The organism is Streptomyces chiangmaiensis (genome assembly GCF_036281785.1).
Lineage (GTDB): Bacteria > Actinomycetota > Actinomycetes > Streptomycetales > Streptomycetaceae > Streptomyces > Streptomyces chiangmaiensis.
The window spans coordinates 1-26924 of record NZ_JAYWVC010000027.1 but is presented as its reverse complement, the minus strand read 5'-3'; the positions used below and the strand labels follow the sequence as shown (position 1 = coordinate 26924).

The following is a 26924-nucleotide window of genomic DNA, read 5'->3' as shown; positions in this document are numbered from 1 at the left end:
GAGGCAGGACCGAGGTGGCGACTTCCGACCAGCTCCTCGTGGTCATCGACCCGGTCGCCCGTCACAGTGACGGTGAGTCCGTACGGATCGCGAAAGACGTGCTCAGCGCAGGTGCGGAGACCAAGGTGTGTCTCCCGGACGGTCCGCGGGAATTCGCCCGGGCGCTGGATCGACGGGGGTCCCGGCGCCCGGTCGTCGTGGGCGACGACCGGTCCCTGCTACGCGCGGTGACCCTGCTGCACCGCAGGCGCGAGCTCGGCACGACGAGGCTGTCGTTCGTGCCGGTCGGGGCCGCGCTCTGCCTCGCGCGGTCCCTGGGGGTGCCCACGGGGGCGGTGGCGGCGGCCCGGACCGTGCTGGACGGGGCGGAGCGGCGGCTGGACCTGCTGGTGGACGACAGCGACGGCGTGGTCCTCGGAGATCTGCGGATTCCGTCCGTGACGTCCGAGCCGTCCCGATGCGACGGCGCAGCGGTCGGCGAGGAGGTCGTTCAGGGACGGCCGTGGCTGCGGATGCGGCAGACCCTGGTCCGCACGCTGGCGCCGCGTCCGCCCAAACCCGCGTCCCCGCCGGAGCGGCCCGCCCGGCTGCGGGTCGAGGTCGACGGGGTGACGCTGGTGAACCTCGACCAGCCGGTGGCGGGAGTGTCCGTGATACCGGGCGATCCGGGAGTGGCCGAGGTCGAGGTCAGGCCGGTGTCGGTGGGGGCGGAGGCCGCACCGCTCAGCGCGGTGGGGCGACGGGTGACGGTGTCCGGCGCCGATTTTCGCTACCGGGCGGACTCCGTGGTCGGCGGGCCCGTGCGGACGCGGACATGGGTGGTGCGGGAGGCGGCGTGGGGACTGACACTGCCCGGATGAGGGCGACGGCACACGGCCGGGCGGGACGGATGTGCTGACCCGTCCTCCGGTCCTCAGCCCGGCTACGCCACCCCGTCCGCGCCGTACTGCTGCTCCCGATGGACACGCCAGCGCTCCATCACCTTGGCGATCTCGCCGTCGAGGAACTCGAAGAAGGCGAGGGTCTCCGCCAGCCGCCGGCCGGCCGGAGACCGCGCGCCGAGGCTGTCGACGCCCTCACGCAGGGCGTGCTCCCAGCGCTTGAGCACCGCGTCACGGTTCGTCAGCGCCTCGTACCACTGATTGCTGCTGACGCGGTACCGCTCGCGCCGCGATCCCGGTTCGCGCTCGCGCGAGACCATGTGCTGCTGCGCGAGGTAGCGCACCGCCCCGGAGACGGCGGCTGGGCTGACCTGGAGCTGCTCACCGAGTTCGGCGGAGGTCAGGGAGCCCGGGTCGGAGGACAGCAGCGCCGCGAAGACCCGGGCGGGCATCCGCTGCATGCCGGCCTCGACGAGCTGTGCCGCGAAGCTCTCCACGAACTTCGAGACCGCCTCCGGGTCCCGTCCCTCCGCACTCGGCTCCGTCATCTCGCGATCATCTCCCCTGCTCCGCGCCCCTCGCCAGTCTATCCGGCGTTTATACGTTTCCTTAACTTCACAAGTTTCTGAAAGTAGCGTAGCTTCTGAATTATGACCAAGGCCATCACCGTCTCCGGACTGCACAAGTCGTTCGGCAGGACGCACGCACTCGCCGGCCTCGACCTGGAGGTCGAGGCCGGCGAGGTCCACGGATTCCTGGGCCCCAACGGCGCCGGGAAGTCCACCACCATCCGGGTCCTGCTCGGGCTGCTGCGCGCGGACTCCGGGGCCGCCCAGGTGCTCGGCCGGGACCCATGGTCGGACGCGGTGGACCTGCACCGCCGGGTCGCGTACGTCCCCGGGGACGTCACCCTGTGGCGCAACCTCTCCGGCGGCGAGGTCATCGATCTCTACGGCCGCCTGCGCGGTGGTCTCGACCAGGCACGCCGGGCGGAGCTGATCGAGCGCTTCGAGCTGGATCCCACCAAAAAGGGCCGGACCTACTCCAAGGGCAACCGGCAGAAGGTCGCCCTCGTGGCCGCCTTCGCCTCGGACGTCGACCTGCTGATCCTGGACGAGCCGACCTCCGGCCTCGACCCGCTGATGGAGGAGGTCTTCCAGCGGTGCGTCGAGGAGGAGCGCCGGCGCGGCCGGACGATCCTGCTCTCCTCGCACATCCTCAGCGAGGTCGAGGAGCTCTGCGACCGGGTGAGCATCATCCGCAAGGGCCGGACGGTCGAGAGCGGCTCGCTCGCCGAACTGCGCCATCTGACCCGTACGAGCGTCACCGCCGAACTCGCCGGGGCACCGAACGGACTGGCCGGACTGCCCGGTGTCCACGACCTCGACATCCAGGGCCGGCGGGTCAGGCTCCAGGTGGAGACCGACAAGCTGGACGCGGTGCTGCGGTCGCTCGGCGAGTCGGGTGTGCGGTCATTGACGTCGACGCCGCCGACCCTGGAGGAACTCTTCCTGCGGCACTACCAGGACGAGCTCCAGGAAGAGGGGGCCCGATGACCGCCGTGGCGTCGGCCTTCGCCGTACGGACCGGAGGGGCCCGGCAACTCGCCGGTACCGGGACGCTGTTGAGGTTCGCCCTGCGCCGGGACCGGTTGATGATCCCGCTCTGGGTCGCGATCAACGCCCTGATGGTGCTGTCGATGCCGGGCACGCTCAAGGGCCTGTACGCCACCGCGGCCGAACGCGCGGACCTGGCCGACCAGATGGCCACCAACACCTCGCTGCGCGCGATGGTCGGGCCGGTCTTCGGCGAGTCGCTCGGCGCGCTCACCGCCTGGCGCATCGGCGTCTACGCCGCACTGCTGGCCGCGGTGATGTCCCTGCTCGTCGTCGTACGGCACACCCGTGACGAGGAGGAGAGCGGACGACAGGAGCTGATCTCCTCGGCGATGGTGGGGCGACGCGCCCCGCTGACGGCGGCCCTCCTCGCAGCCGCGGTCGCGAACGCGGTCCTGGCGCTGGTGATCACCGCCGGTCTCTCCGGGCGGGGCGTCACGGGTGCGCTCGCGCTGGGGCTGGGGATCGCCGGAGTCGGCATGGTCTTCGCCACGATGGCGGCGATCGTCGCACAGCTGACGGAGAGCGCACGGCTGGCGCGTGGGCTGACGAGCGCGGTGCTGGGCGCCGCCTTCGTGCTGCGGGCGGCGGGCGATGCCGGATCGAACGCCGGCTCGTCGGTGCTGACCTGGCTCTCCCCGATCGGCTGGCTGGAGAACGAACGCCCCTACGCCGGTGAGCGCTGGTGGGTGCTGCTGCTGTTCGCGGCCGCGGTGCTGATCCAGGGCGTGGTGGCCTATGCGCTCGCTGGGCGCCGTGACATCGGCATGAGCTTCCTGCCCACCCGGCCGGGTCCCGCCACCGGGCGCCTCGGCTCGGCGGGCGCCCTGGCCTGGCGGCTGCAGCGCGGCAGTGTGCTGGGCTGGAGCGTGGGCTTCTTCCTCGCCGGGGTCGTCTACGGCGGAATGACGGACGGTGCGACGAACCTCGTCGGCGACAACGACAAGGCTCGCGAGATCTTCCAGCGCATGGGCGGGCAGTCCGGGCTGACGGACGCGTTCCTCGCCGCGATGGTGGGCATCATGGGCCTGGTCGCCGCCCTCTACATCGTGGCGGCCGTGCTGCGCCTGAACGGGGAGGAGACGGCGGGGCGGGCGGAACCGGTGCTGGCGAACGCGGTGGGGCGGCTGCGGTGGGCCACCGGCCATCTGGTGATCGCCTTCGGCGGCGCCGCACTGATCATGCTGCTCTCGGGCCTGGGATTCGCAGCGGGCTACGGCAAGGAGGTCGGCCCGATCCTGGGCGCCTGTCTGGTCCAGCTCCCGGCGATCTGGGTGATCGGTGGACTGGCGGTCCTGCTCTACGGCGTGCTCCCGCGGGGTGCGGCGGCGGCGTGGGGCGTGGCGGGAGCGGCGCTGCTGATCGGCTGGGTGGGCCCGGCGCTGAACCTTCCGCAGACGGTGCTGGACATCTCGCCGTTCGGTCATCTGCCGAAGCTGCCGGGCGGGGAGATGAACTGGCCGCCGGTGCTCGTTCTGACCGGACTGGCCGCGGTGCTGGTGGCCGGAGGGCTGATGGGGTTGCGGAGGCGGGACTTGGCGACCTGAGGGAGCATCGGTCGACCCGACGCGTGAGCTCGTCGGTGTCGAGGTCGATGCCCACCGGGGCCGGGAGGGTGACTTCCTCGCCGAACTTCACGGTTTGGATGCCCCGTATCCGTCCTCCGGGTCGGGGGCCGGCCCGTCGGGCTCCCGATGGCCGGCACCTCGGATCACCGCATGATCATCCGCAAGGGTGATCAGCCCACTTCGACGTTCAGCCCCTGAAGCCCTCGGATCACAAAATTCGGCTTCCGCTCCGGCTCCCCCGCCGGCCGCAGCGTCGGCGCCTTCTCCAGCAGGGCCGTCATCGACGCCGCGAGTTCGATGCGGGCGAGCGGCGCGCCGATGCAGTAGTGGATGCCTGCGCTGAAGGAGATGTGCGGGTTGTCCTCGCGGGTCAGCTCCAGCTTGTCGGGGGAGTCGAAGACCGCCGGGTCACGATTCGCCGAGCCGAACAGCATCGCGATCTCGGCACCCCGGGGGATCGTGGTGCCGTCGATCTCGATCTCGTCCAGTACCCAGCGCTCGAAGAGCTGGAGCGGGGTGTCGTAGCGCATCAGCTCCTCCACGGCGGACGGGACGAGCGAGTGGTCGGCACGGAGGGCCGCCAGCTGGTCCGGGTGGCGGAACAGCGCCCACCAGCCGTTCACCGTCGCGTTCACCGTCGCCTCGTGCCCCGCGTTCAGCAGCAGCACGCAGGTCGAGATCATCTCCTGCTCGGTGAGCCGGTCGCCCTCGTCGTACGCCGCGATCAGACCCGAGATCAGGTCCTCGCCGGGGTCCTTGCGGCGGGTCGCGATGAGCTCCCGGAGGTAGTCCGAGAACTCGACCGACGCATGTACCGCCTTCCGCGCCGTCTCCTCCGACGGGCCCAGCTCGTACATCCCGCAGATGTCCGCCGACCAGGGCCGCAGTTGTGCGCGGTCCGGCTTTGGGACGCCCAGCATCTCGGCGATCACCGCGACCGGCAGCGGCTCGGCGACGTCCCGCAGCAGATCGCCCCCGCCCGTCTCCACCAGCCGGGACACCAGCTCGCCGGACAGGCCCTGCACATACGGCTTGAGCCGCTCCACCGTCCGTGGCGTGAACGCCTTCGACACCAGTCGCCGGATGCGGGTGTGGTCCGGCGGCTCCAGGTCGAGCATGCCGTGGTCGTTGAGCGTGTGGAACGGCTCCTGCTCCGGCGGGGGTGCCGTCCGGCCGAACTCCTCGTGGGTGAAACGGTGCTGGTACGTACGGCCCAGCCGCCGGTCACGCAGCAGCGTCGACACATCCGCGTGGTGCGCGACCAGCCACTGATCGGTGGGCTCGTAGTAGTGCACCCGACCCCGCGCGCGCAGCTCGGCGTAGGCGGGGTAGGGGTCGGCGACGAACGCCGGGTCCCAGGGGTCGAACGCGAGGTCGGAACGGGCTGCCATGCCCGGACGCTAGCCCGGCCTCCCCTCGTCTGACCAGAGGCGTCTCACGGAGTGCGGCCGGGCGGGGTCGCTCAGCCCGGCGTCACCAGCCTCGCCTCGTACGCGAACACCGCCGCCTGCGTGCGGTCGCGCAGCCCCAGCTTCACCAGGATCCGGCTGACATGGGTCTTGATCGTCGACTCGGCCACGACCAGGCGCGCGGCGATCTCCGCGTTCGACAGGCCCTGCGCGATGAGCACCAGCACCTCCGTCTCCCGCTCGGTCAGATCCCCGTACGCCGCCTGCGCCGAGGAGGCGAGGCGCGGCGCCTCGGACAACCTGGAGAACTCCGTGATCAGTCGCTTGGTCACCGACGGGGCCAGCAGCGCCTCGCCGGCCGCCACCACCCGCACCCCGTCGGCCAGCTGCCGTGCCGAGGCATCCTTGAGCAGGAAGCCGGAGGCTCCGGCCCGCAGCGCCTGGTACACGTACTCGTCGAGGTCGAAGGTCGTCAGCACCAGCACCTTCGCCGACCCGTCCGCGGCGACGATCTCCCTGGTCGCCTCGATCCCGTTCAGCTCCGGCATGCGGATGTCCATGAGCACGACGTCCGGCGACAGCTCCCGGACCCGCTCGACCGCCTGCCTCCCGTTGACGGCCTCCCCGACGACCTCGATGTCGGGCATCGCCCCGAGGAGCACCGAGAAGCCCTCCCGGACCATCATCTGGTCGTCCGCGATCAGTACCCGGATGGTGCCGCTCACGCGGGCTCCTCCGCCGTGGCCACCGGCAGGAACACCGTCACTTCATACCCTCCGTCATCGCTCTTGCCCGCCGTCATCTCCCCGTTCAGCATCGAGACACGCTCGCGCATGCCCGTGATGCCGTGCCCCGCGCCGTGCGTGGACTTCCTCGGCGTGGCCTGCGGCACCGGCCCGTTGACGATGCGCAGGCCCAGCCCGCCGAGCACATAGCCGATCTCCACCCGGGCCGAGGCACCCGGAGCGTGCCGCAGCGTGTTGCTGAGCGCCTCCTGGACGATCCGGTACGCCGACAGTTCGACGCCCTGCGGGAGTTCCCGCACCGCGCCGGTGACCAACTTGTCGACGGTCAGTCCTGCCTCGCGCACGTTCGCCAGCAGGGCGTCCAGGTCGGCGAGGGTGGGCTGCGGGGCGTCCGGGGCCTCGTAGTCCTCCGCCCGTACGACGCCGAGGACACGGCGGAGTTCGGTCAGCGCGGCCACCGCGTTCTCCCGGATCGTGGCGAAGGCCTTCTCCAGCTCCGGCGGCGGGTTCTCCACGCGGTAGGGCGCCGCCTCGGCCTGGATGGCGACGACCGACATGTGGTGGGCGACCACGTCGTGCAGTTCGCGGGCAATCGTGGTGCGCTCCTCCAGCAGGGTGCGGCGGGAGCGCTCGTGTGCGGTCTTCGTCTGCTGGGCGGTCACCTCCTGCGCGGCGTTCCGGCGGATGTGCCAGACGGTGACGGCCAGCAGCGCGAAGGCGGAAAGGACCAGCATGGGCGCCGAGTTGTTGCTGAAGTGGTAGCCGAACACGGCCTCGACGACGAAACCGTAGGCCGCGGTGATCACCCACATCCAGGCCGCCGTGCGTGGCCGGGTGCGCAGGGCCACCACGGTGAGCACCGTCAGGTGCGCGACGAAGCTCCCGGGCGGCCAGGGCCAGTCGCCGAAGTCGCCGGCGATCACCGACGAGGCCGTGGCCGCCATGAGGGACAACCAGAAGGCTCCGACCGGGCGGGCCAGTGTGAGCAGTACCGGGGCCAGGGCCAGCAGACCGGCCACCGGGGCCGCCGGGCCGCCGCCGTCGGCCGCCCAGGCGACGAGCATCGCCAGCAGTCCGGCCGCCGCCACTGCGGCGTGCGGGATCCGCGCCGCGTACTCCTTCATGCGCCCGGACAGCCGCCGGGCCATGGGGCCGTCGACACTCGCGCGGGGCATCGGGCGGTAGGCGAAGGGGTCGTGGAACAGATCCTGCCGCAGCCCGCGCAGGGCGTTCACGGCAGCCCGGTACTCCGGGCTGCGCGGCGTGTACGGACTGTGCGCGCCGTCCGGTGTCGTCTGCGTCTGGGTCGTCTCGGTCACGATGAAAAGGTAGGCCGGGGAGCGGGCGTGGTCGTCACCAGTGAGGGGGGTCCTCGGGGGTCCTCCTCAAGTACTACGGGTCAGCGCCCCGACGGCCGGACCAGCCCCGGCTCGTAGGCGAACACCGCCGCCCGGGTCCGGTCCCGCAGCCGGAGCTTGACCAGGATCCGGCCCACGTGGGTCTTCACGGTCTGCTCGCCCACGACCAGGCGCTCGGCGATCTCCGCGTTCGACAGGCCCTGGGCGATGAGGGCGAGGACCTCCGTCTCCCGCTCGGTGAGGTCGCCGCCGCGCTCCTTGAGCGGGGCCCGGGGCGCGCTACCACATCGTGCAGTTCGCGGGCGATGCGGTTGCGCTCCTCCAGGAGCGTGCGGCGGGCGCGCTCCTCGGCGGTGATGGTGGCCGGCTCGACGAGTTGCCTGCGGCCCTCGCGACGGCCGCGCAGTGCGCGTGGAACTCACCTGGGAGATGGCTCTCAGGTATGACGGGTATGACCGGGGCACGGCGCAGTCCCCGGACGACCCCGTCGACCCGCCCTGCGCACAGCGGCCACGGCGGTCACCAGGCCAGCTGTGCGATCTCCTCCGCCACCACGGCGCAGGCGTCCGCGGCCGGGTCGATCAGGGGGAAGTGGCCGACGTCCTCGAGCAGGGTGAAACCGACGACCTCGCCCGCCTTCGCCGCCGCCTCCGCGTAGGCCTCGGCGACCGCCTGCGGCACCACGACGTCCGTGCGTCCCTGGACGAGGGTCGTGGCGATGCCGGTGGGCAGCAGGAGAGCCGGATCGGCGTACGGCCGGCGCTCCGCGAACAGTTCCTCCCCGCCCAGGAGCTGGAACGCCGCCCCTCCGCACACCTCCAGCTTCTGGGCGATGTGGAAGTCGGCGATCGGCGCGAGCGCCACGACACCGCGCAGCGGGGCCGGACGGTCCGTGCGCCACGGGGAGTCCGGCGGGAGGACATGGCGGGCCGCCGCCCACAGCGCGAGGTGACCGCCCGCCGAGTGCCCGGTGATCACCGTGCGGCGCGGATCGGCCTGCGGCAGCGCCTCGCGGATCAACGCCGGAAGCGCGTCGAACGCGGCCGCGACGTCGTCGAACGTGTCGGGCCAGCGGCCCGCGATCGGCCCCGTACCGCCGCCCGCACCGGACGCGTCGGTCTGGGCCGGGATGAGCGCGCCCCGGCGGTACTCGACGTTGGCGACGGCGAAACCCCGGCGGGCCAGGAAGTCCGCGAACGGGGTGATGTGCCGGCGGTCGTAGCGCGAGCGCCACGCTCCCCCGTGCAAAACGACGACGAGGGGGGCGGGGACCTCCCCCGCGGCGTCGTCCGGCTCGCGCGGGGCGTAGAAGTCGATCACCTGGTCGGGGTGGTCGCCGTACGCGGCGGTGGCGTCGGGCTCGACCGGCGGATGCGAGAAGGCGGACGCCTCCTCGGCGGCGTCACGGGCCGCGGCGTCCCGGGCGGCGTCGTCCGACATGCTCCAACCTCTCAGCGGCGAAACGGGATACGTACGCGGGCCGGAAGGAAATCGGCCGTTGGCGGGGACGGTATCAGGCGGGTGAGGCATGTTCCCGCGGGGATGTCACGCTCGGTGAAGTGCAACGCGGTTCTGCCGTCTCCCCATGGACAAGGCGGATGCGATCCCGTGGTGCACACCCGGCGAGCACCCGCGCCCCGGCTCCCCGACGGCAGCGGGCGGCGGTGTCGCACCGTGGCCCTCACCGCCGCGGGACACCCCTCCCGGCCCCTCGCGGGCCGGGAAGGGAACGCCCCGTCAGGACAGTGTGCGCGCCAGGATCCGGGCCGCCCGCTCCACGTCCGCGAAGCCCACATACAGCGGGGTGAAACCGAAGCGCAGCACGTCCGGCGGCCGGAAGTCGCCCACCACCCCGCTCTCGATCAGCCGCTTCATCACGTCGCCGGCGCCGGGACAGCGCAGCGCCACCTGGCTGCCCCGCTCGGCGTGTGCGACAGGCGTCAGGGACTCGACGGCGCCCTCGGGGACGTAGGCCGCCACGCACTCCAGGAAGAAGTCCGTGAGGGCCAGGGACTTGGCGCGCACGGCGTCGATCGAGACGCCGTCCCACACTTCCAGTGCCGCCTCCAGAGCGAGCATGGACAGGATGTCCGGGGTACCCACGCGACCGCGCACCGCGCCCGCCGCCGGTTCGTAGACCGGCCGCATCCCGAAGGGTTCCGCGTGCGAGTTCCAGCCCGGCAGCGGGGAGTCGAAGCGGTCCTGCAGATCGCGCCGCACATACAGGAAGGCCGGAGAGCCCGGACCCCCGTTGAGGTACTTGTAGGTGCAGCCGACCGCCAGATCGACGTCGTGCTCGTCCAGACCCACCGGCAGTGCGCCCGCGCTGTGGCACAGGTCCCAGACGGCCACGGCGCCCGCCTCGTGCACGGCCGCGGTCAGCCCGGGCAGGCCGTGCAGTCGTCCCGTGCGGTAGTCGACGTGGTTGAGCAGCACCGCCGCCGTACGGCCGGAGAGGACTTCGGGCACCTCCGCCGGGGCCACCGGGCGCAGTGTGCAGCCCGTCATCCGGGCCGCCGACTCGGCGATGTACCCGTCCGTCGGGAACGTCGTCGCGTCGACCACGATCTCGTCCCGGCCCTCCCCGCCCCCTGCGGCCAGCCGTACGGCCGCCACGAGCGCCTTGAAGACGTTGACGCTGGTCGAGTCGCCCACCACGATCTGCTCCGGCGCCGCCCCGACCAGCGGCGCGATCCGGTCGCCGATCCGTTCCGGCGCTGTCCACCAGCCGCTCTCGTCCCAGGACCGGATCCGCAGCGATCCCCACTGCCTGCGGACGACGTCCTCCATCCGGGCCGGCACGGCGGCCGGCAGCACGCCCAGCGAGTTGCCGTCCAGGTAGACGGCCTCGTCGAGCACGAACTTCGCCCGCAGCCCGGCCAGTTCGTCGGCCGCGTCCAGCTTCTGCGCTCTCAGGGTGGGTTCAGACATACGACCGCGCCGTCCACAGTTCGGGGAACACGTTCTTCTGCGCCCGCTTCTCCAGCCAGGCCACACCGGCCGAACCGCCCGTGCCGGGCTTGGCGCCCATCGCGCGCCGGGTCGCCACCAGGTGATCGTTGCGCCAGCGCCACACCAGTTCGGCCACATCGGTCAACGCCTCGCCCAGCCGTGCGAGCTCGTCCATCGGATCCCCGGAGTAGAGAGCGGTCCACACCGCCTCGACCTCGGCCGACGGCTCGTAGCGCTGGGAGACGTCACGCTGCAGCACTGCGTCCGGGACCGCGTGCCCGCGCCGCGCGAGCAGCCGCAGCACCTCGTCGTACAGGCTCGGCTCGTGCAGCGCCTTCTCCAGTTCGGCGTGGACACGCGGCGCTCCCCGGTGGGGAACCAGCATGGACGCGGACTTCTCGCCGAGCAGGAACTCCATGCGCCGGTACATCGCCGACTGGAAGCCGGAGCCCTCGCCGAGGGCGGAACGGTAGGCGTTGAACTGGGCGGGTGTCAGCTGGGCGAGGGGTCGCCAGGACGCGTTCAGCGCCTCCAGCTCCCGTACGGACCTCTTCAGTGCGTCGAGCGCCATCGGCACCCGGTCCTCGCGCAGGGCCCGCGCGGCGGTCTCCCACTCGTGGACGATCACCGTGAACCACAGTTCCATCACCTGGGTCGTGACCAGGAAGACCATCTCTCCGGGGTCGTCGGAGAGGGTGTGCTGGAGGTGGGTGAGCACGTCCGCCTTCACGTAGTCCTCGTACGGCGTCGTGCCCTGGAAGTCGAGATGCGGGGTCTCGGGCTCCTGAGTCTCGCGGGACTGATGAGCCTGTTGGGACATCGCTGTCTCCTGTTGTGTGCTCCGGGTAGCGGTCCGCCCCTGCCGATGCCGGCACGGGGGCCCCGGTCCCCACCGGCATCCTGCGCAATGACACGAGAGCCTCGCAAGGCCCGCCTGGTCACAGGCGGGCCCCGCCACTCTCGGGGGCTAGCCGAGCGTCTGGGCGGCCGTCGGGGAGGAGTCCTTCAGGAACTGCGAGCAGCGCTCGTACTCCTCCTGCTCGCCGATCCCCTGAGCGGCGCGCGCGAGGCCGTGCAGGGCGCGCAGGAAACCGCGGTTCGGCTCGTGCTCCCAGGGGATGGGTCCGTGGCCCTTCCAGCCGTTGCGGCGCAGGGCGTCCAGGCCCCGGTGGTAGCCGGTGCGCGCGTAGGCGTACGACTCGACGACCGAGCCCCGCTCGAACGCCTCGTCGGCCAGCTGGGCCCAGGCGAGCGAGGAGGCGGGGTGCTTGGCGGCGACGTCGGCGGGCGCCGTGCCGCTCGCGAGGAGCTCACGCGGCTCCGGGTCGTCCGGGAGACGGGTCGGGGGCGGGCCCCCGAGGAGGTTCTCGTGAAGGGTCATGAGATCCAGTGTGAGGCATCGCCCTCGCTCGTCGCCGGTTGCGGGGGCCCTGGGGAACGAGGGGTTCCGCCGGTGGTCCGCCGCCCGGGCCGTGCGGGTCATGACGATGCCGCCGGCGTGCCCGCACCGGCCGGGAGAAGATCACGAAGCCGGATCCGGCTTGACGGCCCCGGTCCCGCGCGGCGGCTCCAGCGGCGGCGCCGTCACACAGCTGTGCGTATGGCACTGCGGCCGACGGCACTCCGGCGCCGGACGGCGTACGGTCGCGAAAGCGAGCACCGCCCCGACCACCAGAACAGCGGCGGACAGGGGCATCGCCCGCCGGAAGGCCGCGTCGAACGCGTCCGGCGAGCGGTACGCCTCCGGGCCCATGCCGGTGAGCACCGGCAGCGCCGCCACGGCGATCAGCCCGGCCGCGCGGGCCGCCGCGTTGTTGATGCCGCTGGCCAGACCTGCCCGGTTGGTGTCCACCGAGGCCAGCACGGTGGAGGTCAGCGGGGCGACCAGGGTGACCATGCCGACCCCCATCACCAGCACGGCGGGCAGGACCTCGGCGAGATACGAGGCGCCCTTGCCGACGCGCAGCATCAGCAGCATGCCCCCCGCACACAGCAGGGGGCCGACGGTGAGCGGGATGCGCGGTCCGATGCGCTCGGCCAGGGCGCCCGAGCGGGACGAGAAGAGAAGCATCAGGACGGTCGTGGGCAGCAGAGCCGTGCCTGCCCGGAGCGGGGAGTAGCCCGCCACGACCTGGAGCTGGAGCGCGGTGAGGAAAAAAAACCCGCCGAAGGCCGCGTAGACGCAGAAGGTCACCAGGTTGACCGAGGTGAACTGGCGGGAGGCGAAGATGTCGAGCGGCATCATCGGGTCGGGGCTGCGCTTTTCGACGTACACGAAGGCGACACCCGCAGCCAGGCCCGCGACCGCAGTGACGGCCACGATCGAGGAACCGCTGCCGGCCTCGATGAGGGCGTAGGTGACGAGGGCGAGTGCCACGGCACCGAGGGCGGCGCCGAGGACGTCGAAATGTCCGTGGAAGCGGCCTTCCCCGCTCTCGGCTCCCCCCGCGCCCCCGGCTTCGCTCGAGCCGGGTGACTCCCGTGAAGGGAGGGGACCCCCGATCGATTCCGGTACGTGTCTGACGGCGATGGGCACGCAGAGCACGGCGAGCGGGACGTTGAGGAAGAAGACCCAGCGCCAGCCGGGGCCGTCCACCAGCCAGCCGCCGAGGAACGGGCCGATCGCGGCACCGATGCCGCCGAAGCCGGACCACAGACCGACCGCCCGTGAGCGGTCGTCCGGGTGGAACGACGCCTGGATGAGCGCGAGCGAACCGGGGGTCAGCAGGGCGCCGCCGATGCCCTGCAAGGCGCGGGCGGCGATGAGGATGCCCGAGCTGGGGGCCAGTCCGCAGAGCAGGGAGGCACTCGCGAACCAGATGACGCCGATGACGAAGACCTTGCGGCGGCCGAAGTGGTCGCCGAGAGAGCCGCCGAGGAGGATCAGACCGGCGAGCGTGATCAGGTAGGCGTTGACGGTCCACTGCAGGGCGGCGAGGTTCGCGTCGAGGTCCTCACCCATGCGGGGCAGGGCGACGTTGACGACGGTGGAGTCCAGCAGCGCCATGCTGGAGCCGAGCACGGTCGTCAGGAGGATCCACTTCCCCTGCGCGGAGCCGATCCTGATGACAGGTCCCTGCTGTGCGGTGACAACCATGTTCGGATCATCCCGCGTCTGTCGGCGCCGGGCCAGACCGGGTCCGTGCCGGTCCTGTCGCCGAGTGGCCGTGCCACCCGGCGGTGGCGGGGTGCCGCCGCTGCACGGCACCCCGCCGACCCGTGTTACTTCATCCTCGTCCCGGTGGACCGGAGGTTGCCGCAGGCCTCGATGACGCGCTTGGACATCGACGCCTCCGCCAGCTTGCCCCAGGTGCGCGGGTCGTAGGTCTTCTTGGAGCCGACCTCGCCGTCGACCTTGAGGACGCCGTCGTAGTTCTTGAGCATGTGGTCGGCGACCGGACGCGTGAAGGCGTACTGGGTGTCGGTGTCGATGTTCATCTTGACCACGCCGTTCTCCAGCGCCGTCAGGATCTCCTGCTCGGTGGAGCCGGAGCCGCCGTGGAAGACGAAGTTGAAGGGCTTGCTGCCGGCCGGAAGGCCGAACTTGGCGGCCACGCCCTCGCTCAGATCCTTCAGCAGGTCCGGGCGCAGAACGACGTTGCCCGGCTTGTACACGCCGTGCACGTTGCCGAACGACGCGGCCAGCAGGTAGCGGCCCTTGTCGCCCAGGCCCAGCGCCTCGGCCGTACGGATCGCGTCGTCGGCGGTGGTGTAGAGGGAGTCGTTGATCTCGTGGGAGACGCCGTCCTCCTCACCGCCGGTAGGGGTGATCTCCACCTCGAGGATGATCTTGGCGGCGCGGGTGCGCTCCAGCAGCTCCTGCGCGATCTTCAGGTTGTCGGAGAGGGTCTCCGCCGAGCCGTCCCACATGTGGGACTGGAAGAGCGGGTTCTCGCCGCGGGCCACACGCTCCTCTGAGATCGCGAGCAGCGGGCGCACGTACCCGTCGAGTTTGTCCTTCGGGCAGTGGTCCGTGTGCAGCGCGACGTTGACCGGGTACTTCTTCGCGACGATGTGCGCGAACTCGGCCAGGGCCGCGGCGCCGGTGACCATGTCCTTGTTGTACTGGCCGCCCAGGAACTCGGCGCCGCCCGTCGAGATCTGGACGATGCCGTCGCTCTCGGCCTCCGCGAAGCCGCGCAGGGCAGCGTGCAGGGTCTGGGACGAGGTCACGTTGATGGCCGGGTAGGCGAACTTGCCTGCCTTCGCCCGGTCGAGCATCTCGTTGTAGACCTCGGGGGTTGCGATGGGCATCTGTCCGCTCCTTGTATGTGCGGGTGCGTTCTGCGTACGTACGGCCCTGACCTAGGGTGCGACGTCATCGTCGGCCCCATCTTTCCAGACTTGACCGGATGCTTCGGACACCCTGTCCAGCCTTCGGATGACGATTCCGGTCAGTCCAGTCCCAGCTCGTCCTTGGAGTACGCGAAGCGGTACGGGACCCCGGCACCCTCCTCGATCTTCTCGGCCGCACCGGTGGCCCGGTCGACGATCGTCGCGACCGCGACGACCTCGGCACCGGCCTCGCGCACCGCCTCCACCGCGGTGAGCGGCGAGCCGCCGGTGGTGGAGGTGTCCTCGACGACCAGGACCCGGCGGCCCCTGATCTCCGGGCCCTCCACGCGCCGCTGCAGGCCGTGCGCCTTCGCGGCCTTGCGGACGACGAAGGCGTCCAGCTTCTTCCCGCGCGCGGCGGCGGCGTGCAGCATGGCGCCCGCGACCGGGTCCGCGCCCATGGTCAGACCGCCGACCGCGTCGAAGTCCAGGTCGGCGGTCAGGTCCAGCAGCACCTGACCGACCAGCGGGGCGGCCTCACCGTCAAGCGTGATGCGGCGCAGGTCGATGTAGTAGTCGGCCTCCAGACCGGACGACAGGGTCACCTTGCCGTGCACCACGGCCTTGTCCTTGATCTGCTGCAGCAGATCGCCGCGTACGTCACTCATACAAGTCAGCTTAAGGGGGGCGCTCACAGGCGGCGCCAGCTCCACGTCGTCGTGGCCTCCAGCGGCTCGATCGGCGTGACCAGGCGTGGAAGGGTGTTGAGGCCGTTGGGCGGACCCGTCTGCGGCTCCACGCACACGGCCTCCCGCTGCTCGTCGTACACCACCACCCACTCCTCCCGGCTGCTGACCTTCAGCTCGAGCCGGCCCGGCCAGGTGACGGTGACGTCGACGCCGTCGGGCATGCCGAAGCAGTCGTCCCAGGGGCCGGGCCTCGGTTCGATGCGGTTCCCCGTGGGCAGGTGGTCGTCGCCGCGCTCCTCCTGCCAGGCGGGGCTGAAGTCGATCAGCGCGTCCACGCCGTCGAGCGTGCGGTTGAACCAGGGGTGCCAGCCGATCTGGGCCGGGAACGAGGATTCGTATGTCTCCACGGACATGGTGAGCGTCAGGGAGTCCTCGGTGAGCGTGGCGAGATGGGTGACGCGGCCGGCATAGGGCCAGGGGTCGACCAGGTCGAAGGTGAGGACCGCCTCGGCGCGGTCCGCGCGGGCCACCCGCCAGGCACCGTCCCGCGCGGTGCCGTGAATGGCGTGCGGCGGGGAGTTCAGGGGCATCCGGTGGACCATGCCCCCGTCGCGGAACATGCCGTCCCTGATGCGGCCGCACCACGGGGCCATGGGGAAGCACCCGAACCGCTCGCCCTGCCGCAGCAGCTCCGTCCCGCCGACGCGCAGACTCCGCACGCGTCCGCCGTTCCCCGGCGCCAGCACGACCTCCGCGTCTCCCGCGGTCAACGTGATCTCGTCGTTACTCACGGGGCCGACCCTACTTGGCCGATCAAGAGGGCGGGCGAGGGCGCCAGTGTGCCGTGGTCCGACGGGGTCAGTGGCGGCGGCGCAGCAACCGGCCCGCCACGATCGCGGAGGCCAGGATCAGAGCGGCCGCCGAGGCCGCCCAGCGCAGGGTCGCGGTGGCCGTCACGGTCTCGGGCGCGGGTACGGGGGCGTAGCGGCCGCGCGGGGGCGCGTGGTCGACCTCCTCGGCGCTCCGGCCGATCATCGTGCGCCGGGCGTGTGCCGCCTCGGCGGGCGGCAGTTCCCCCTCGCCGTCGAAGTCGTCCCCGGGCTCCTCCTCGCCGTCGAACCCGTCCTCGTCGGCGAGGGGGTCGAGGGACGGCGGCGGCACGTCGGTGTCGTGGATCGAGGGTGTCGCGGGGGCTTCCGCGGACGACGCCTCGGAGGATTCCTGCGTGGGCCCGGTCGGCGTCTGCTCCGCCGTGGCCTCCGGCTCCCCGGGCCGGCCCTCTTCTGACGGGGTTTCACAGGGATGGTCACCGGCGGCCTCCCCGGACGCCGCTCCGGCCTCCCCCGTCTCGCCCGCCCCGAGGCCTTCCGCGAACCGTCCGAGCAGCCGGACCCCCGCCGACGCCACCGCGTCCGCGGGCAGTTCCGCGATCCGGCCGTCGCCCGTGGCTGTTCCCGTGAAGGTGACGGTCGTACCACCGTCGGCCGGGAGCAGGCGTACGGACAGGGACAGCTTCACCGTGCCGGTACCGCGGGCCTCCGTCGCCTCGCCCTCCGCCGCGTACGAGCCGTCGTCCTGCCCGGCGACCCGCAGAGCGCCGCGGTAGGTGATCGTGTGGCCGGCGACGCGCACCTTCAGCCGGCCGGCCACGGGCTCCGTCTCCACGTCCTGCTGGAGCCCGGGGATGGCGCGGGCGACCCGGACGGGATCGGCCAGCGCCTCCCCCAGCCGCTCGGCGGGTACCGGAACGAACACCTCATGCTCCATACCAGCCGAGCCTACCCAGCAGCGCCCGAACCGCACCCCTGCATCACGGTATTCGCAGCTCCGGAGAGCTGGGCGGCTCAGTCCGCATACCTCGGCTGCACCAGTGTCGACGGTGGCAGTCCGGGCACCCGGGTGCGCGCCGCCGCCCGCGCGTCCGCTCGCAGCGACGCCCTGGTCAGCGTGGTCGGGCGCGGCGCGTCCGGGTCCAGGGTCAGGGCGGGGCGGGTGCGGGCGGCGAGCACGAATCCCCAGTCGCGTGGCGCGCCGGTCGTGCCCGCGGGGCGGTCCGGGCCTGCCGCCGAACCGGGGGCTCGCTCACCGACGCGGTACGGGGCGGTCCTCAGGCCGGCCGCCCGTATCGTCGCCTCGACGGTCCAGAAGACCCGCGGGCGCGTGATCACCGGGCCCGCGTGCACCACCACCCGGCCGTCCGCCGCCAGAACCCCGCGGGCCAGGCCGTAGAACTCCTGTGAGTACAGCTTCGTGCTCTCCGTGATCCCGGGGTCGGGGAGGTCCGCGATCACCACGTCGTACGTGCGCCGCGTGTCCCTGAGCCGACGGAACGCGTCCGCCGTGCACACGTGCACGCGCGGATCGGCGAAGGCGTGGCCGTTCAGCGCGGACAGGACCGGGTCGCGGCGGGCGAGCCGGACCACCGCGGGGTCGGGGTCGATGACGTCGACCCGCTCGACGCCGGGATGCCGCAGCACCTCGCGCGCCGCGAGGCCGTCGCCGCCGCCGAGGACGAGCACGCGCGCATGCGGGCCGCCGCTCATCGCGGGATGCACGAGCGCCTCGTGGTAGAGGCGCTCGTCGCGGCCGCTCACCCGCAGCCGTCCGTCGAGGAACAGGGCGAGGGGACGGCCGTGGGTTCCGCCGGTCAGCACCACCTCCTGGGCGCCGCTGTGCAGCGCGACCCGGACGTGTTCCCCGTACAGCGCCTGACGGGCCGCCCGCTCGAAGTCGTCGGCCAGGAAGGCCGCGGCGGCGAGCACGCCCAGCACGACGACGTTGGCGGTCACGAGCAGCCGGCGGCCCCGGCGGGAGAGGTCCCGCCGGAACAGGCCGAAGACGAGGGCACCGCCCGCCACCGCGTTGATCGCGCCGGTGAGCAGGGCGCCCGTCAGCTGCCCGAGCTGCGGGAGCAGGAGGAACGGGAAGGCGAGCCCCCCGACGAGCGCGCCCACATAGTCCGCCGCGAACAGGTCGGCGACGGCGCCGCCCGCGTCCTGGCGGCGGATGCGCTGGATGAGCTCCATCAGCAGCGGGACCTCGGCGCCGATGAGCAGGCCGATCACGAGGGAGAAGGCCACCAGCAGGCAGCGCGGGCCACCGGACCACACACCGCCCCAGCCGCCGGTCCAGGCGAAGACCGCGTACAGGGCCATCGCGCTGCAGCCGCCGACGAGGGCGAGTACCGCCTCCACCGCGCCGAATCCGGCGGCGGCGCGGCAGCGGAGCCGTTTCGCGGCGAGCGAGCCGATGCCCATCGCGAAGACCATCATCGACAGCACGACCGAGGCCTGGGTGACGGAGTCGCCGATCAAGTACGAGGCCAGGGCGACGAGTTCGAGTTCGTACACAAGACCGCAGGCCGCGCAAACGAACACCCCGGCGAGGACGAGGAACCGGCCCGTGCCGGGACGCACGGGCAGGTGCGCCTGGCTCTGGCCGCCCTCGCCGCCCCAGGAGCGTGGTGCGCCGGGTGGCGCGGGCGCGTGCGGTTCGATCACGGTCGGAACGCTACGTCACGCTTGCGCTGGGCCCTGTCACCCACACGTGTGGAACTGCCCGGTTCGGCGGCGCCCGGAAGTCGTGGTGCCCCGCACCGAAGAGCTGCCACTCCTGATCCCTCGCTCCGTGCCGAACGGCCCCGCCCTCACGCTCCCACCGCCGGCACCTTCACTCCCACCCGTGTCCGCGTCGCCACCAACTGGCCGTCCTGCGGGTACGCGTGCCAGGTGCGCCAGTGGACCTGGCCCTCGTGGCGCTGGGCCAGCATCGCCGTGAAGGCGTGCGGGCTGCCGGGGAAGACACCGGCCAGACCGTTGGGGTGGTCGGACACCAGGGCCAGCAATTCCTGGGCCCGCCCCGCGAAGGAACCCGGTGACAGGACCTCGACACGGGCCGCGAACTCGTACTCCCAGTCGTCCACCCGCTTGGCGACACCCAGCGGCAGAGGGGTGCTGGAGTCCGCGATGCACGCCACCGTCTCCGAACATGTGCCCCGCTCCTCCTCCAGGAGCACCTGGTGGGACGCGCCGAGCAGTCTCAACTGGAGCCGTGAACCGGCGAGTTCCAGATCGAGCGTGGCCAGTGCGGGCAGCGGTTCGCGGCCCAGCGTCCAGGCGAGGTCGGCCGCGCGCGTGTCGGTGTAGGAGGTGTTCAGGGTCGTGAGCATGGATCGGCTCCGCTAGCACACAAATGGGGAGGGGTCCCGGCGCTTCCCGATCGGCACCGGGGGTTCGGCCGGCTCGGCCGGTCAGGCACGCCGTCCGGGTCGGCCGGCCGGGCGAAACGCCTGCAGGACGGGGGCCCGAGGGCTGCGTCGGTGTTGAGAGCGAATCATGAACTGCGGCGGCGCCACAGCGTTTTTACCCAAGTTCGTAGGGTTTCCATCCCACCGGGGGCTCCGCAGCTCAATTGTTCAACCACCGCGTACGTCAGGAGCGTTGATGCGCAGGTCGGACGCGCACCGGCGGCGAAGCCGTGTGCGCACGATCGACGCAATGCGCCGATGACGTGCGCCCTCGCGCCCCCCACTCGAGTGTCCTGCCGATCGCCCACCGGAATACCTCCGGAGGACGATCGGCGCACCGGACACACCTCCCCCCCCGCGAACTCGGCCGACCCCCGTCAGTTGCCCCCGCCGCATCCGCCACCGCCGCACCCGCCCCCACCGCAGGACGAGTGGCCGCCGCAGGAGGAGTGGCCCCCGCCGCACGAGTGGTGCCCGCCGGAGTGGTGCCCGCCCGACGACGAACCGCCTTCGCCCCCGCCGACCCACCAGCTGCCGGCGCCCCCGCCGGCTCGTGTCCGCAGCCTGCGGACCTTGTCGCGCCTGCGGCCGCCCACGACGAGGCGCACCACGAAGCCGACACAGATGATTGCCAGGATGATGCCGAAGAGCATGGCGTCGTCCCCCTTTCCGTCCCCCGGGACCGGCCCCCCGTGGGCCCCTCCGTGTTCCCGGGTGCACAGGGGATGCCCTCGTGCTCCGCCCGCCAAAGCAGAGTTGAGGAAGTCCAGAGCTTGGGCGCAGGATGGCGGCCATGACCTCCAGCGCACGTCCTCTCCTCAACCGCCGGCTCGCCGAGTTCGGGACGACGATCTTCGCCGAGATGTCGGCCCTCGCGGTGAGTACGGGGTCCATCAACCTCGGGCAGGGCTTTCCGGACACCGACGGACCCGAGGAGATCCGCGAGGCCGCGGTGCGGGCGTTGCGCGAGGGCCACGGCAACCAGTACCCACCGGGCCCCGGCATCCCCGAGCTGCGCACCGCGGTCGCCGCGCACCAGCAGCGGCGGTACGGCCTGTCCTACGACCCCGACACCGAGGTGCTGGTCACCGCCGGCGCCACCGAGGCGATCGCCGCGAGCCTGCTGGCGCTCCTCGAACCCGGCGACGAGGTGATCGCCTTCGAGCCGTACTACGACTCCTACGCCGCCTGCATCGCCATGGCCGGTGGCAGGCGTGTGCCCGTCACGCTGCGGCCACACCACGAGGACGCCGCCGGCTTCCGGCTGGACCTCGACGAGTTGCGCGACGCCGTCACCGACCGCACCCGGCTGCTGCTCATCAACACCCCGCACAACCCCACCGGCACCGTGCTCACCCGCGAGGAGCTGCGGGCGATCGCCGACCTCGCCGTCGAGCGCGACCTGCTCGTCGTCACGGACGAGGTGTACGAGCACCTGGTCTTCGACGACGCCGAACACCTGCCTTTGGCCACCTTCCCGGGCATGCGGGAGCGCACCGTCACCATCGGCTCCGCAGGAAAGACGTTCTCGTTCACGGGATGGAAGGTCGGCTGGGTGACGGCGCCGCCCGGTCTCGTCACGGCGGTGCGCTCGGCCAAGCAGTTCCTGACCTACGTGGCGTCCGGGCCGTTCCAGTACGCCGTCGCCGAGGCACTCGCGCTGCCGGACACCTACTTCGAGGCGTTCCGCGCGGACATGCGGGCCAAGCGGGACCTGCTCGCCACCGGGCTCGCGCAGGCGGGCTTCGAGGTGTTCCGGCCGGCCGGCACGTACTTCATCACCACCGACATCCGCCCGCTCGGCGAGGCCGACGGCTTCGCCTTCTGCCGTGCCCTGCCGGAGCGCGCGGGTGTCGTCGCCATCCCGAACGCGGTCTTCTACGACCACCGCGAGGCCGGTGCACCGTTCGTCCGCTTCGCCTTCTGCCAGCGTGCGGAGGTCCTGGAGGAGGCCGTTCAGCGGCTGAAGGCACTGGCGGGCTGAGGCGGCCGGCGGACGCCCGCGGCGGCCCCGGGCCGTCCGGCGGCGGCACGCCTGGGCGTGGGAGTTCCCGCCCGCCCGGCCGCGCAAGGTTCGCTGATCGGTCGTAGTCGCAGCATGGTGCGGGTGTGACCCACGCCAGTACCATCCCGGCCGCCTGCGAAGGGGAGCCGGGAGACCGCGACCGTGTCCGTCCGGCCGGAGGCGGACGGCGGCTGCGGACCTCGGCCCGCGCCGCCCTGGGGCTCTTCGTCACCGCCCCCCGGCGGCGGTTTCTTCGAGTCCGAGCCACGCTTCCTGCTGCCGGCGTTTCCCCTGCTGATCGTGGCGGCACGGGCGCCGGTGCGAACCGCGAGAGCCCGGCCCTGGCACGCTCCGTGGTGGTGAGCGCCCTGGCCGGGTTCTCGTTCGTCTATGGGGCGTATCTCCTGGTACTGGCCCGGTCGCCCCTCTAGCCGGGCCTACTCTCCGTTTTCCTCGGGCTTCTCAGCGTCGTCGACGTCCTCCGCGAGGCCGAGCTGCTCGACGAGCCACCGGTCGAACTCGATGGCGGCCCGCACCCAGCTGACGGTCGACGAGACGAAGTGCTCCAGGCTGACGCCCGTGCCGATCAGCATCTGCGCCTCACCGATGAGGCGGACGGTGCCGTCGTCGTGCGTGTGGCTGTACACCTTGGGCCACAGCGTGCGCCGGTTCCAGTCGTCGATGGACTCCAGCAGCTGCGGCTTCTCGTCGATCTTGTGCGGCCGGTCGTAGAACGTCCGCACCGAGAAGACCTCCTGGTCGCCCTCGCCGCGGAACATGAAGTACGTACGGAACTGCTCCCACGGCGCGACGAGGTCTCCCTCTTCGTCGACGAGGTGCTTGAGCTCCATCTGGTCCAGGAGCTGCTTCACGAGGTCCTGATCCGGAACCACGGGGCCCGCCGGCGGCTGCGGCTCGGGCTGGCCCCCGAAGTTCGGAATCGAGGACGGGTCGATGCTCACCGTGTTCTTCCCTTCGTACGGATTCCGCCATCCTCCCCCATGCAGGGAGGGGGGTGGCAACCCCGGGCGGGGTGTGTCCGCCAGTGGCTGACATGATTCGGCCGGTCTCCGCAGACCGGCGGCCGGAAGGGGGCGGGCATGCACAAGATCATGTGGGGCTTGTGGTGGCTGAGCGCCGCATGTGGCGCGATGTTCCTGGTGTGGATCGGGTGGGGCGTGTTCTCGTTCATGACGGACGACGACCCGTTCAACACCATCACCGAGGTCGACTGCCACGAGGCCGTCGACTACGCGGGCGCCGCACCGCCGGCCCGCACGAGCGACGAGCAGTGCACGTCGTACAGCTGGCTGGACCAGTCGTACGACGGCACCTGGCGGATGCCGCGGGCCGAGGTCGCCCCATGGCTCAAAGAGTCGTACCCGCACGAGACGCCGACCACGCGGTGCGGCGGCGGGGACGACGTGTGCCTGGACGTCGGCACCGATCTTCCGTCCGGCGTCGACGAGGTCGAGCTGACCGTGGTGTACGAGGACGGGGACACCGCCCTCGTACACCTCCGGGCCTACTCGACCTGACGCCGGATCAGAGCGTCTTGCCGGACGCCGGGCCCACGATCAGTCCCTCGGCGAAGCGGTCCACCCTGACCGTGTCGCCGTCCTTGACGTCCCCGGCCAGGATCTCCTTGGCCAGGCGGTCGCCGATGGCGGTCTGGACCAGGCGGCGCAGCGGACGGGCGCCGTAGGCCGGGTCGTTGCCCTCGTCCGCCAGCCAGGCCAGGGCTTCGGATGTGATCTGAAGGGTCAGGCGCCGCTCGGCCAGCCGCTTGGCCAGGCGATCGATCTGGAGCTGGGCGATGCGGCTCAGCTCGTCCTTCGTCAGCGCCGAGAAGACCACCAGGTCGTCGAGCCGGTTGAGGAACTCGGGCTTGAACGAGGCGCGGACCACCTCCAGCACCTGCTCCCGCTTCTCCGCCTCACTCGTCATCGGGTCGACCAGGAACTGGCTGCCCAGGTTCGAGGTCAGCACGAGGATCGTGTTACGGAAGTCGACCGTGCGGCCCTGTCCGTCCGTGAGGCGGCCGTCGTCCAGCACCTGCAGAAGGATGTCGAACACCTCGGGATGGGCCTTCTCCACCTCGTCGAGCAGCACGACGCTGTACGGGCGGCGGCGGACCGCCTCGGTCAGCTGACCGCCCTCCTCGTAGCCGACGTATCCGGGCGGGGCACCGACCAGCCGGGCGACGCTGTGCTTCTCGCTGTACTCCGACATGTCGATGCGGACCATCGCCCGCTCGTCGTCGAAGAGGAAGTCGGCGAGTGCCTTGGCCAGTTCGGTCTTGCCGACGCCGGTGGGGCCGAGGAAGAGGAACGAGCCGGTCGGGCGGTCCGGGTCGGCGATGCCGGCGCGGCTGCGGCGCACGGCGTCCGACACCGCCCGCACGGCCTCGCCCTGGCCGATGAGCCGCCTGCCGATCTCGTCCTCCATGCGCAGCAGCTTCTGCGTCTCGCCCTCCAGGAGGCGGCCGGCGGGGATGCCGGTCCAGGAGGCGACGACGTCCGCGATGTCGTCAGGGCCGACCTCGTCCTTGACCATCGTGCCCCTGGCGGCCTCCTCCTCGGCCTCGGAGGCGGCCTCCAGCTCCTTCTCGACGGCCGGGATCTCGCCGTACAGCAGCTTCGACGCGGTGTCGAAGTCGCCGTCGCGCTGGGCGCGTTCGGCCAGGCCGCGCAGTTCGTCGAGCTTCTCCTTCAGCTCGCCGACACGGTTGAGGGACTGCTTCTCCTTCTCCCATCGGGCGGTCAGGCCCCGCAGCTCCTCCTCCTTGTCGGCCAGGTCGCGGCGCAGCTTCTCCAGTCGCTCCTTGGAGGCCTGGTCGGTCTCCTTGCTCAGCGCCAGTTCCTCCATGCGCAGCCGGTCCACGGCGCGCTGGAGCTCGTCGATCTCGACCGGAGAGGAGTCGATCTCCATGCGCAGCCGCGAGGCCGACTCGTCGACCAGGTCGATGGCCTTGTCGGGCAGGAAGCGGGAGGTGATGTACCGGTCGGAGAGGGTGGCCGCGGCAACCAGCGCACTGTCCGCGATCTGCACCTTGTGGTGGGCCTCGTAACGGCCCTTGAGGCCGCGCAGGATCGCGATCGTGTCCTCGACGGTCGGCTCGGCGACCAGCACCTGCTGGAAGCGCCGCTCCAGCGCCGGGTCCTTCTCGATCCGCTCGCGGTACTCGTCGAGCGTGGTGGCGCCCACCATGCGCAGCTCGCCGCGGGCCAGCATCGGCTTGAGCATGTTGCCGGCGTCCATGGCGGAGTCGCCGCCGGCGCCCGCGCCCACGACGGTGTGCAGCTCGTCGATGAAGGTGATGATCTGCCCGTCGGAGTCCTTGATCTCCGCCAGGACGGTCTTCAGGCGCTCCTCGAACTCACCGCGGTACTTCGCGCCCGCGACCATGGCACCGAGGTCGAGCGCGACGAGCCGCTTGTCCTTGAGGGACTCGGGCACGTCGCCCTTCACGATCCGCTGGGCGAGCCCCTCCACGACGGCGGTCTTGCCGACACCGGGCTCACCGATGAGCACCGGATTGTTCTTGGTACGGCGGGACAGCACCTGCACCACGCGGCGGATCTCCTGGTCCCGGCCGATGACCGGGTCGAGCTTGCCGTCGCGCGCGGCGGCGGTGAAGTCGGTGCCGAACTTCTCGAGCGCCTTGTACTGGCCCTCGGGATCCGGGGTCGTCACCCGGCGTCCTCCCCTGGTCTTCTGGAACGCGTCCAGCAGCTTCTTGGCATCCGCCCCCTGGCGGGAGAGCACCTCGCCGGCGGCACCGCCCTTGGCGGCGATGCCGATGAGCAGATGCTCGGTCGAAAGGTAGTCGTCCCCGAGGTCCTTGGCGCGCTGCGTCGCATCGGCGATCACCGCGAGCAGCTCCCGGTTGGGCTGGGGCGGTGCGACGGTCGACCCGGTCACGCTCGGCAGACCGGCGAGTACGCGCTCGGCACCGGACCGCATCGAGGCCTGGTCGGCGTCCACGGCGGCGAGCAGGTCGATGACGTTCTCGTTGTCCTGCCCCTCGAGCAACGCGAGGAGCAGGTGGGCGGGGGTGAGGTCCGGGTGGCCCTCCGACACGGCCTTGCTGCTGGCCGCGTTGATCGCGTCCCGGCTCCTGTTGGTCAGCTCGGCGTCCACGTTCGCCTTCTCCTCCTTGCGTCGGCCGCGCTCAGACATTGCCCTTGCACTCTGACTCGAGCAACGTGCACAAAGTTGAGTCTATTCCACTCAAGGCGTCGGACGGGAGAGACAGCGGCTAAGTTCCGGAACCATGGCCACGTATTCCGTAGACCCGGGCGCGCCCGACGCCCCGTACCTCAGGTTCTGGCGGGAGCGGCACCTGTGCACGCTGACCACCCTCCGCCCGGACGGCAGCCCCCACGTCGTCCCGGTCGGAGTGACATACGACCCCGAGGCGCGCCTGGCCCGGGTGATCACGAACAAGTCGGGGGCGAAGGTGGCGCATGTGTCGGCCGCGGGCCCGGACGGGGCGCGGGTCGCGGTCTGCCAGGTGGACGGGCGGCGCTGGGCAACGCTGGAGGGCCTCGCACGGGTGTCGACGGATCCGGAGCGGATCGCGGAGGCGGAGCGGCGCTACGCGGAGCGCTACGGGCGGGTCCCGTCACCCAACCCGTCACGGGTGGTGATCGAGATCGCCCTCACCCGGGCGCTGGGGCGCGGCTGATTTCAGCCACTGTCTGTTCCGAGCGATATCCGGAGGCATCCCCACAAACTGCAGCGGCGTCACCGTGTTCAGGTCACGGTGACGCCGCTGCGGGGGGAAGTACCTGAGCGATCTGTTACGACGGGGGAATCGCGTCAGGCACTGCGGGGGGTGGCAATGGTCCGAACTTCCGGACTGTCCGGTTCGGACAGCCGGTGGTCACGCTGGTCGAGATTCACAAAGATCATTCCGTACCGTATGGCGCACCGCACGGGCTGCGGCGCCCCCCGGGGCCGCCGCAGAAGCCGGTAGGCCCGCACGTCCTCGTCCTCGTCCCGCGTCACGACGACCGGCTCACCGAAGACGGTCACCATCAGCGAATCACCGCTGTGCGGAATGGCGGTCGCCAGGTCGATGAAGTGCCAGCCCGAGCGGTAGGCGGTGGCCATCTCCCGCCGGAACGAGCGGTCGTCGGGAGGAATCGTCATACGTCTGCGTCCGCAGGGAGAG

26 protein-coding genes and 2 pseudogenes are annotated in these 26924 nt (G+C 71.6%); 7 read left to right on the top strand and 21 right to left on the bottom strand.

What is annotated here, in order from left to right; genetic code table 11:
* Positions 1–14 precede the first annotated feature (14 nt).
* Positions 15–860, top strand: a complete 846-nt coding sequence (locus tag VXC91_RS11795) for a diacylglycerol kinase catalytic domain-containing protein (protein ID WP_329507076.1) — start codon at positions 15–17, stop codon at positions 858–860.
* A gap of 62 nt (positions 861–922) precedes the next feature.
* Here VXC91_RS11795 and VXC91_RS11790 read toward each other — a convergent pair whose 3' ends face one another.
* Positions 923–1429, bottom strand: coding sequence for a GbsR/MarR family transcriptional regulator (locus VXC91_RS11790; protein ID WP_329507075.1), 507 nt, complete (start codon positions 1427–1429; stop codon positions 923–925).
* Between the two features lie 102 nt (positions 1430–1531).
* On the opposite strand from VXC91_RS11790, the gene VXC91_RS11785 reads away from it, so the two are divergent.
* The gene (locus tag VXC91_RS11785) at positions 1532–2437 is read left to right on the top strand and encodes an ABC transporter ATP-binding protein (RefSeq protein WP_329507074.1); all 906 of its coding nucleotides are present in this window, start codon (positions 1532–1534) and stop codon (positions 2435–2437) included.
* Entirely contained in the window at positions 2434–4044 is a 1611-nt protein-coding gene (locus tag VXC91_RS11780; protein ID WP_329507073.1) for an ABC transporter permease, read from the top strand. The genes VXC91_RS11785 and VXC91_RS11780 overlap by 4 nt, the downstream gene beginning before the upstream one ends.
* Positions 4045–4235: 191 nt before the next feature.
* Here VXC91_RS11780 and VXC91_RS11775 read toward each other — a convergent pair whose 3' ends face one another.
* The 17 genes and pseudogenes from VXC91_RS11775 to VXC91_RS11695 all read right to left on the bottom strand — a co-directional run bounded on the left by VXC91_RS11775 (position 4236) and on the right by VXC91_RS11695 (position 20393).
* Complete coding sequence (locus tag VXC91_RS11775; protein ID WP_329507072.1) at positions 4236–5456, bottom strand: cytochrome P450; 1221 nt, start codon at positions 5454–5456, stop codon at positions 4236–4238.
* 71 nt (positions 5457–5527) lie between these two features.
* On the bottom strand, positions 5528–6199 hold the full coding sequence (locus tag VXC91_RS11770) for a response regulator transcription factor (protein WP_329507071.1): 672 nt from the start codon (positions 6197–6199) through the stop codon (positions 5528–5530).
* Complete coding sequence (locus tag VXC91_RS11765; protein WP_329507070.1) at positions 6196–7539, bottom strand: sensor histidine kinase; 1344 nt, start codon at positions 7537–7539, stop codon at positions 6196–6198. Before VXC91_RS11765 ends, VXC91_RS11770 begins: the two co-directional genes overlap by 4 nt.
* Before the next feature lie 80 nt (positions 7540–7619).
* Positions 7620–7859, bottom strand: a pseudogene (locus tag VXC91_RS11760) (response regulator transcription factor); the annotation flags it as partial.
* A pseudogene (locus VXC91_RS11755) lies at positions 7856–7987 on the bottom strand (histidine kinase); the annotation flags it as partial. The pseudogenes VXC91_RS11755 and VXC91_RS11760, both read right to left, overlap by 4 nt.
* Before the next feature lie 110 nt (positions 7988–8097).
* The gene (locus VXC91_RS11750; protein WP_329507069.1) at positions 8098–9018 is read right to left on the bottom strand and encodes an alpha/beta hydrolase; all 921 of its coding nucleotides are present in this window, start codon (positions 9016–9018) and stop codon (positions 8098–8100) included.
* Positions 9019–9315: 297 nt separating this feature from the next.
* Positions 9316–10509 carry a kynureninase gene (gene kynU, locus VXC91_RS11745; RefSeq protein ID WP_329507068.1) on the bottom strand — a complete coding sequence of 398 codons (1194 nt, stop codon included), beginning with the start codon at positions 10507–10509 and terminating at the stop codon, positions 9316–9318.
* On the bottom strand, positions 10502–11350 hold the full coding sequence (locus VXC91_RS11740) for a tryptophan 2,3-dioxygenase family protein (protein ID WP_329507067.1): 849 nt from the start codon (positions 11348–11350) through the stop codon (positions 10502–10504). The genes kynU and VXC91_RS11740 overlap by 8 nt, the downstream gene beginning before the upstream one ends.
* Positions 11351–11497: 147 nt before the next feature.
* On the bottom strand, positions 11498–11911 hold the full coding sequence (locus VXC91_RS11735; RefSeq protein WP_329507066.1) for a DUF3151 domain-containing protein: 414 nt from the start codon (positions 11909–11911) through the stop codon (positions 11498–11500).
* A gap of 141 nt (positions 11912–12052) precedes the next feature.
* Positions 12053–13627, bottom strand: coding sequence for an MFS transporter (locus tag VXC91_RS11730; protein ID WP_329507065.1), 1575 nt, complete (start codon positions 13625–13627; stop codon positions 12053–12055).
* A 125-nt stretch (positions 13628–13752) separates the two neighbouring features.
* Positions 13753–14784, bottom strand: coding sequence for a class II fructose-bisphosphate aldolase (gene fbaA, locus VXC91_RS11725; RefSeq protein ID WP_329507064.1), 1032 nt, complete (start codon positions 14782–14784; stop codon positions 13753–13755).
* 140 nt (positions 14785–14924) lie between these two features.
* Entirely contained in the window at positions 14925–15473 is a 549-nt protein-coding gene (pyrE, locus tag VXC91_RS11720; protein WP_329507063.1) for an orotate phosphoribosyltransferase, read from the bottom strand.
* Between the two features lie 23 nt (positions 15474–15496).
* Complete coding sequence (locus VXC91_RS11715; RefSeq protein ID WP_329507062.1) at positions 15497–16285, bottom strand: aldose epimerase family protein; 789 nt, start codon at positions 16283–16285, stop codon at positions 15497–15499.
* A gap of 67 nt (positions 16286–16352) precedes the next feature.
* Positions 16353–17261 carry an SRPBCC family protein gene (locus VXC91_RS11710; RefSeq protein ID WP_329507061.1) on the bottom strand — a complete coding sequence of 303 codons (909 nt, stop codon included), beginning with the start codon at positions 17259–17261 and terminating at the stop codon, positions 16353–16355.
* 77 nt (positions 17262–17338) lie between these two features.
* Complete coding sequence (locus VXC91_RS11705) at positions 17339–18994, bottom strand: polyamine aminopropyltransferase (RefSeq protein ID WP_329507060.1); 1656 nt, start codon at positions 18992–18994, stop codon at positions 17339–17341.
* 146 nt (positions 18995–19140) lie between these two features.
* Complete coding sequence (locus VXC91_RS11700; protein ID WP_329507059.1) at positions 19141–19662, bottom strand: DUF2617 family protein; 522 nt, start codon at positions 19660–19662, stop codon at positions 19141–19143.
* Positions 19663–20117: 455 nt separating this feature from the next.
* Positions 20118–20393, bottom strand: a complete 276-nt coding sequence (locus VXC91_RS11695) for a hypothetical protein (RefSeq protein WP_329507058.1) — start codon at positions 20391–20393, stop codon at positions 20118–20120.
* 131 nt (positions 20394–20524) lie between these two features.
* Between VXC91_RS11695 and VXC91_RS11690 the strand changes: the two genes are divergently transcribed.
* Both VXC91_RS11690 and VXC91_RS11685 read left to right on the top strand, forming a co-directional pair.
* Entirely contained in the window at positions 20525–21724 is a 1200-nt protein-coding gene (locus VXC91_RS11690; protein WP_329507057.1) for a pyridoxal phosphate-dependent aminotransferase, read from the top strand.
* Positions 21725–21849: 125 nt separating this feature from the next.
* Positions 21850–22176 (top strand): hypothetical protein, encoded by a 327-nt coding sequence (locus VXC91_RS11685; RefSeq protein ID WP_329507056.1) that lies wholly within the window; start codon positions 21850–21852, stop codon positions 22174–22176.
* Between the two features lie 6 nt (positions 22177–22182).
* On the opposite strand, the gene VXC91_RS11680 is transcribed toward VXC91_RS11685, so the two are convergent.
* On the bottom strand, positions 22183–22707 hold the full coding sequence (locus tag VXC91_RS11680; RefSeq protein WP_329507055.1) for a YbjN domain-containing protein: 525 nt from the start codon (positions 22705–22707) through the stop codon (positions 22183–22185).
* 138 nt (positions 22708–22845) lie between these two features.
* Between VXC91_RS11680 and VXC91_RS11675 the strand changes: the two genes are divergently transcribed.
* Positions 22846–23283 carry a hypothetical protein gene (locus tag VXC91_RS11675; protein ID WP_329507054.1) on the top strand — a complete coding sequence of 146 codons (438 nt, stop codon included), beginning with the start codon at positions 22846–22848 and terminating at the stop codon, positions 23281–23283.
* A 7-nt stretch (positions 23284–23290) separates the two neighbouring features.
* Here VXC91_RS11675 and clpB read toward each other — a convergent pair whose 3' ends face one another.
* Positions 23291–25888, bottom strand: coding sequence for an ATP-dependent chaperone ClpB (gene clpB, locus VXC91_RS11670; RefSeq protein ID WP_329507103.1), 2598 nt, complete (start codon positions 25886–25888; stop codon positions 23291–23293).
* 133 nt (positions 25889–26021) lie between these two features.
* On the opposite strand from clpB, the gene VXC91_RS11665 reads away from it, so the two are divergent.
* Positions 26022–26435 (top strand): pyridoxamine 5'-phosphate oxidase family protein, encoded by a 414-nt coding sequence (locus VXC91_RS11665; RefSeq protein ID WP_329507053.1) that lies wholly within the window; start codon positions 26022–26024, stop codon positions 26433–26435.
* Between the two features lie 134 nt (positions 26436–26569).
* Here the strand turns inward: VXC91_RS11665 and VXC91_RS11660 are convergent, their stop codons facing one another.
* Positions 26570–26902 carry a hypothetical protein gene (locus VXC91_RS11660; RefSeq protein ID WP_329507102.1) on the bottom strand — a complete coding sequence of 111 codons (333 nt, stop codon included), beginning with the start codon at positions 26900–26902 and terminating at the stop codon, positions 26570–26572.
* Between the last annotated feature and the right edge of the window lie 22 nt (positions 26903–26924).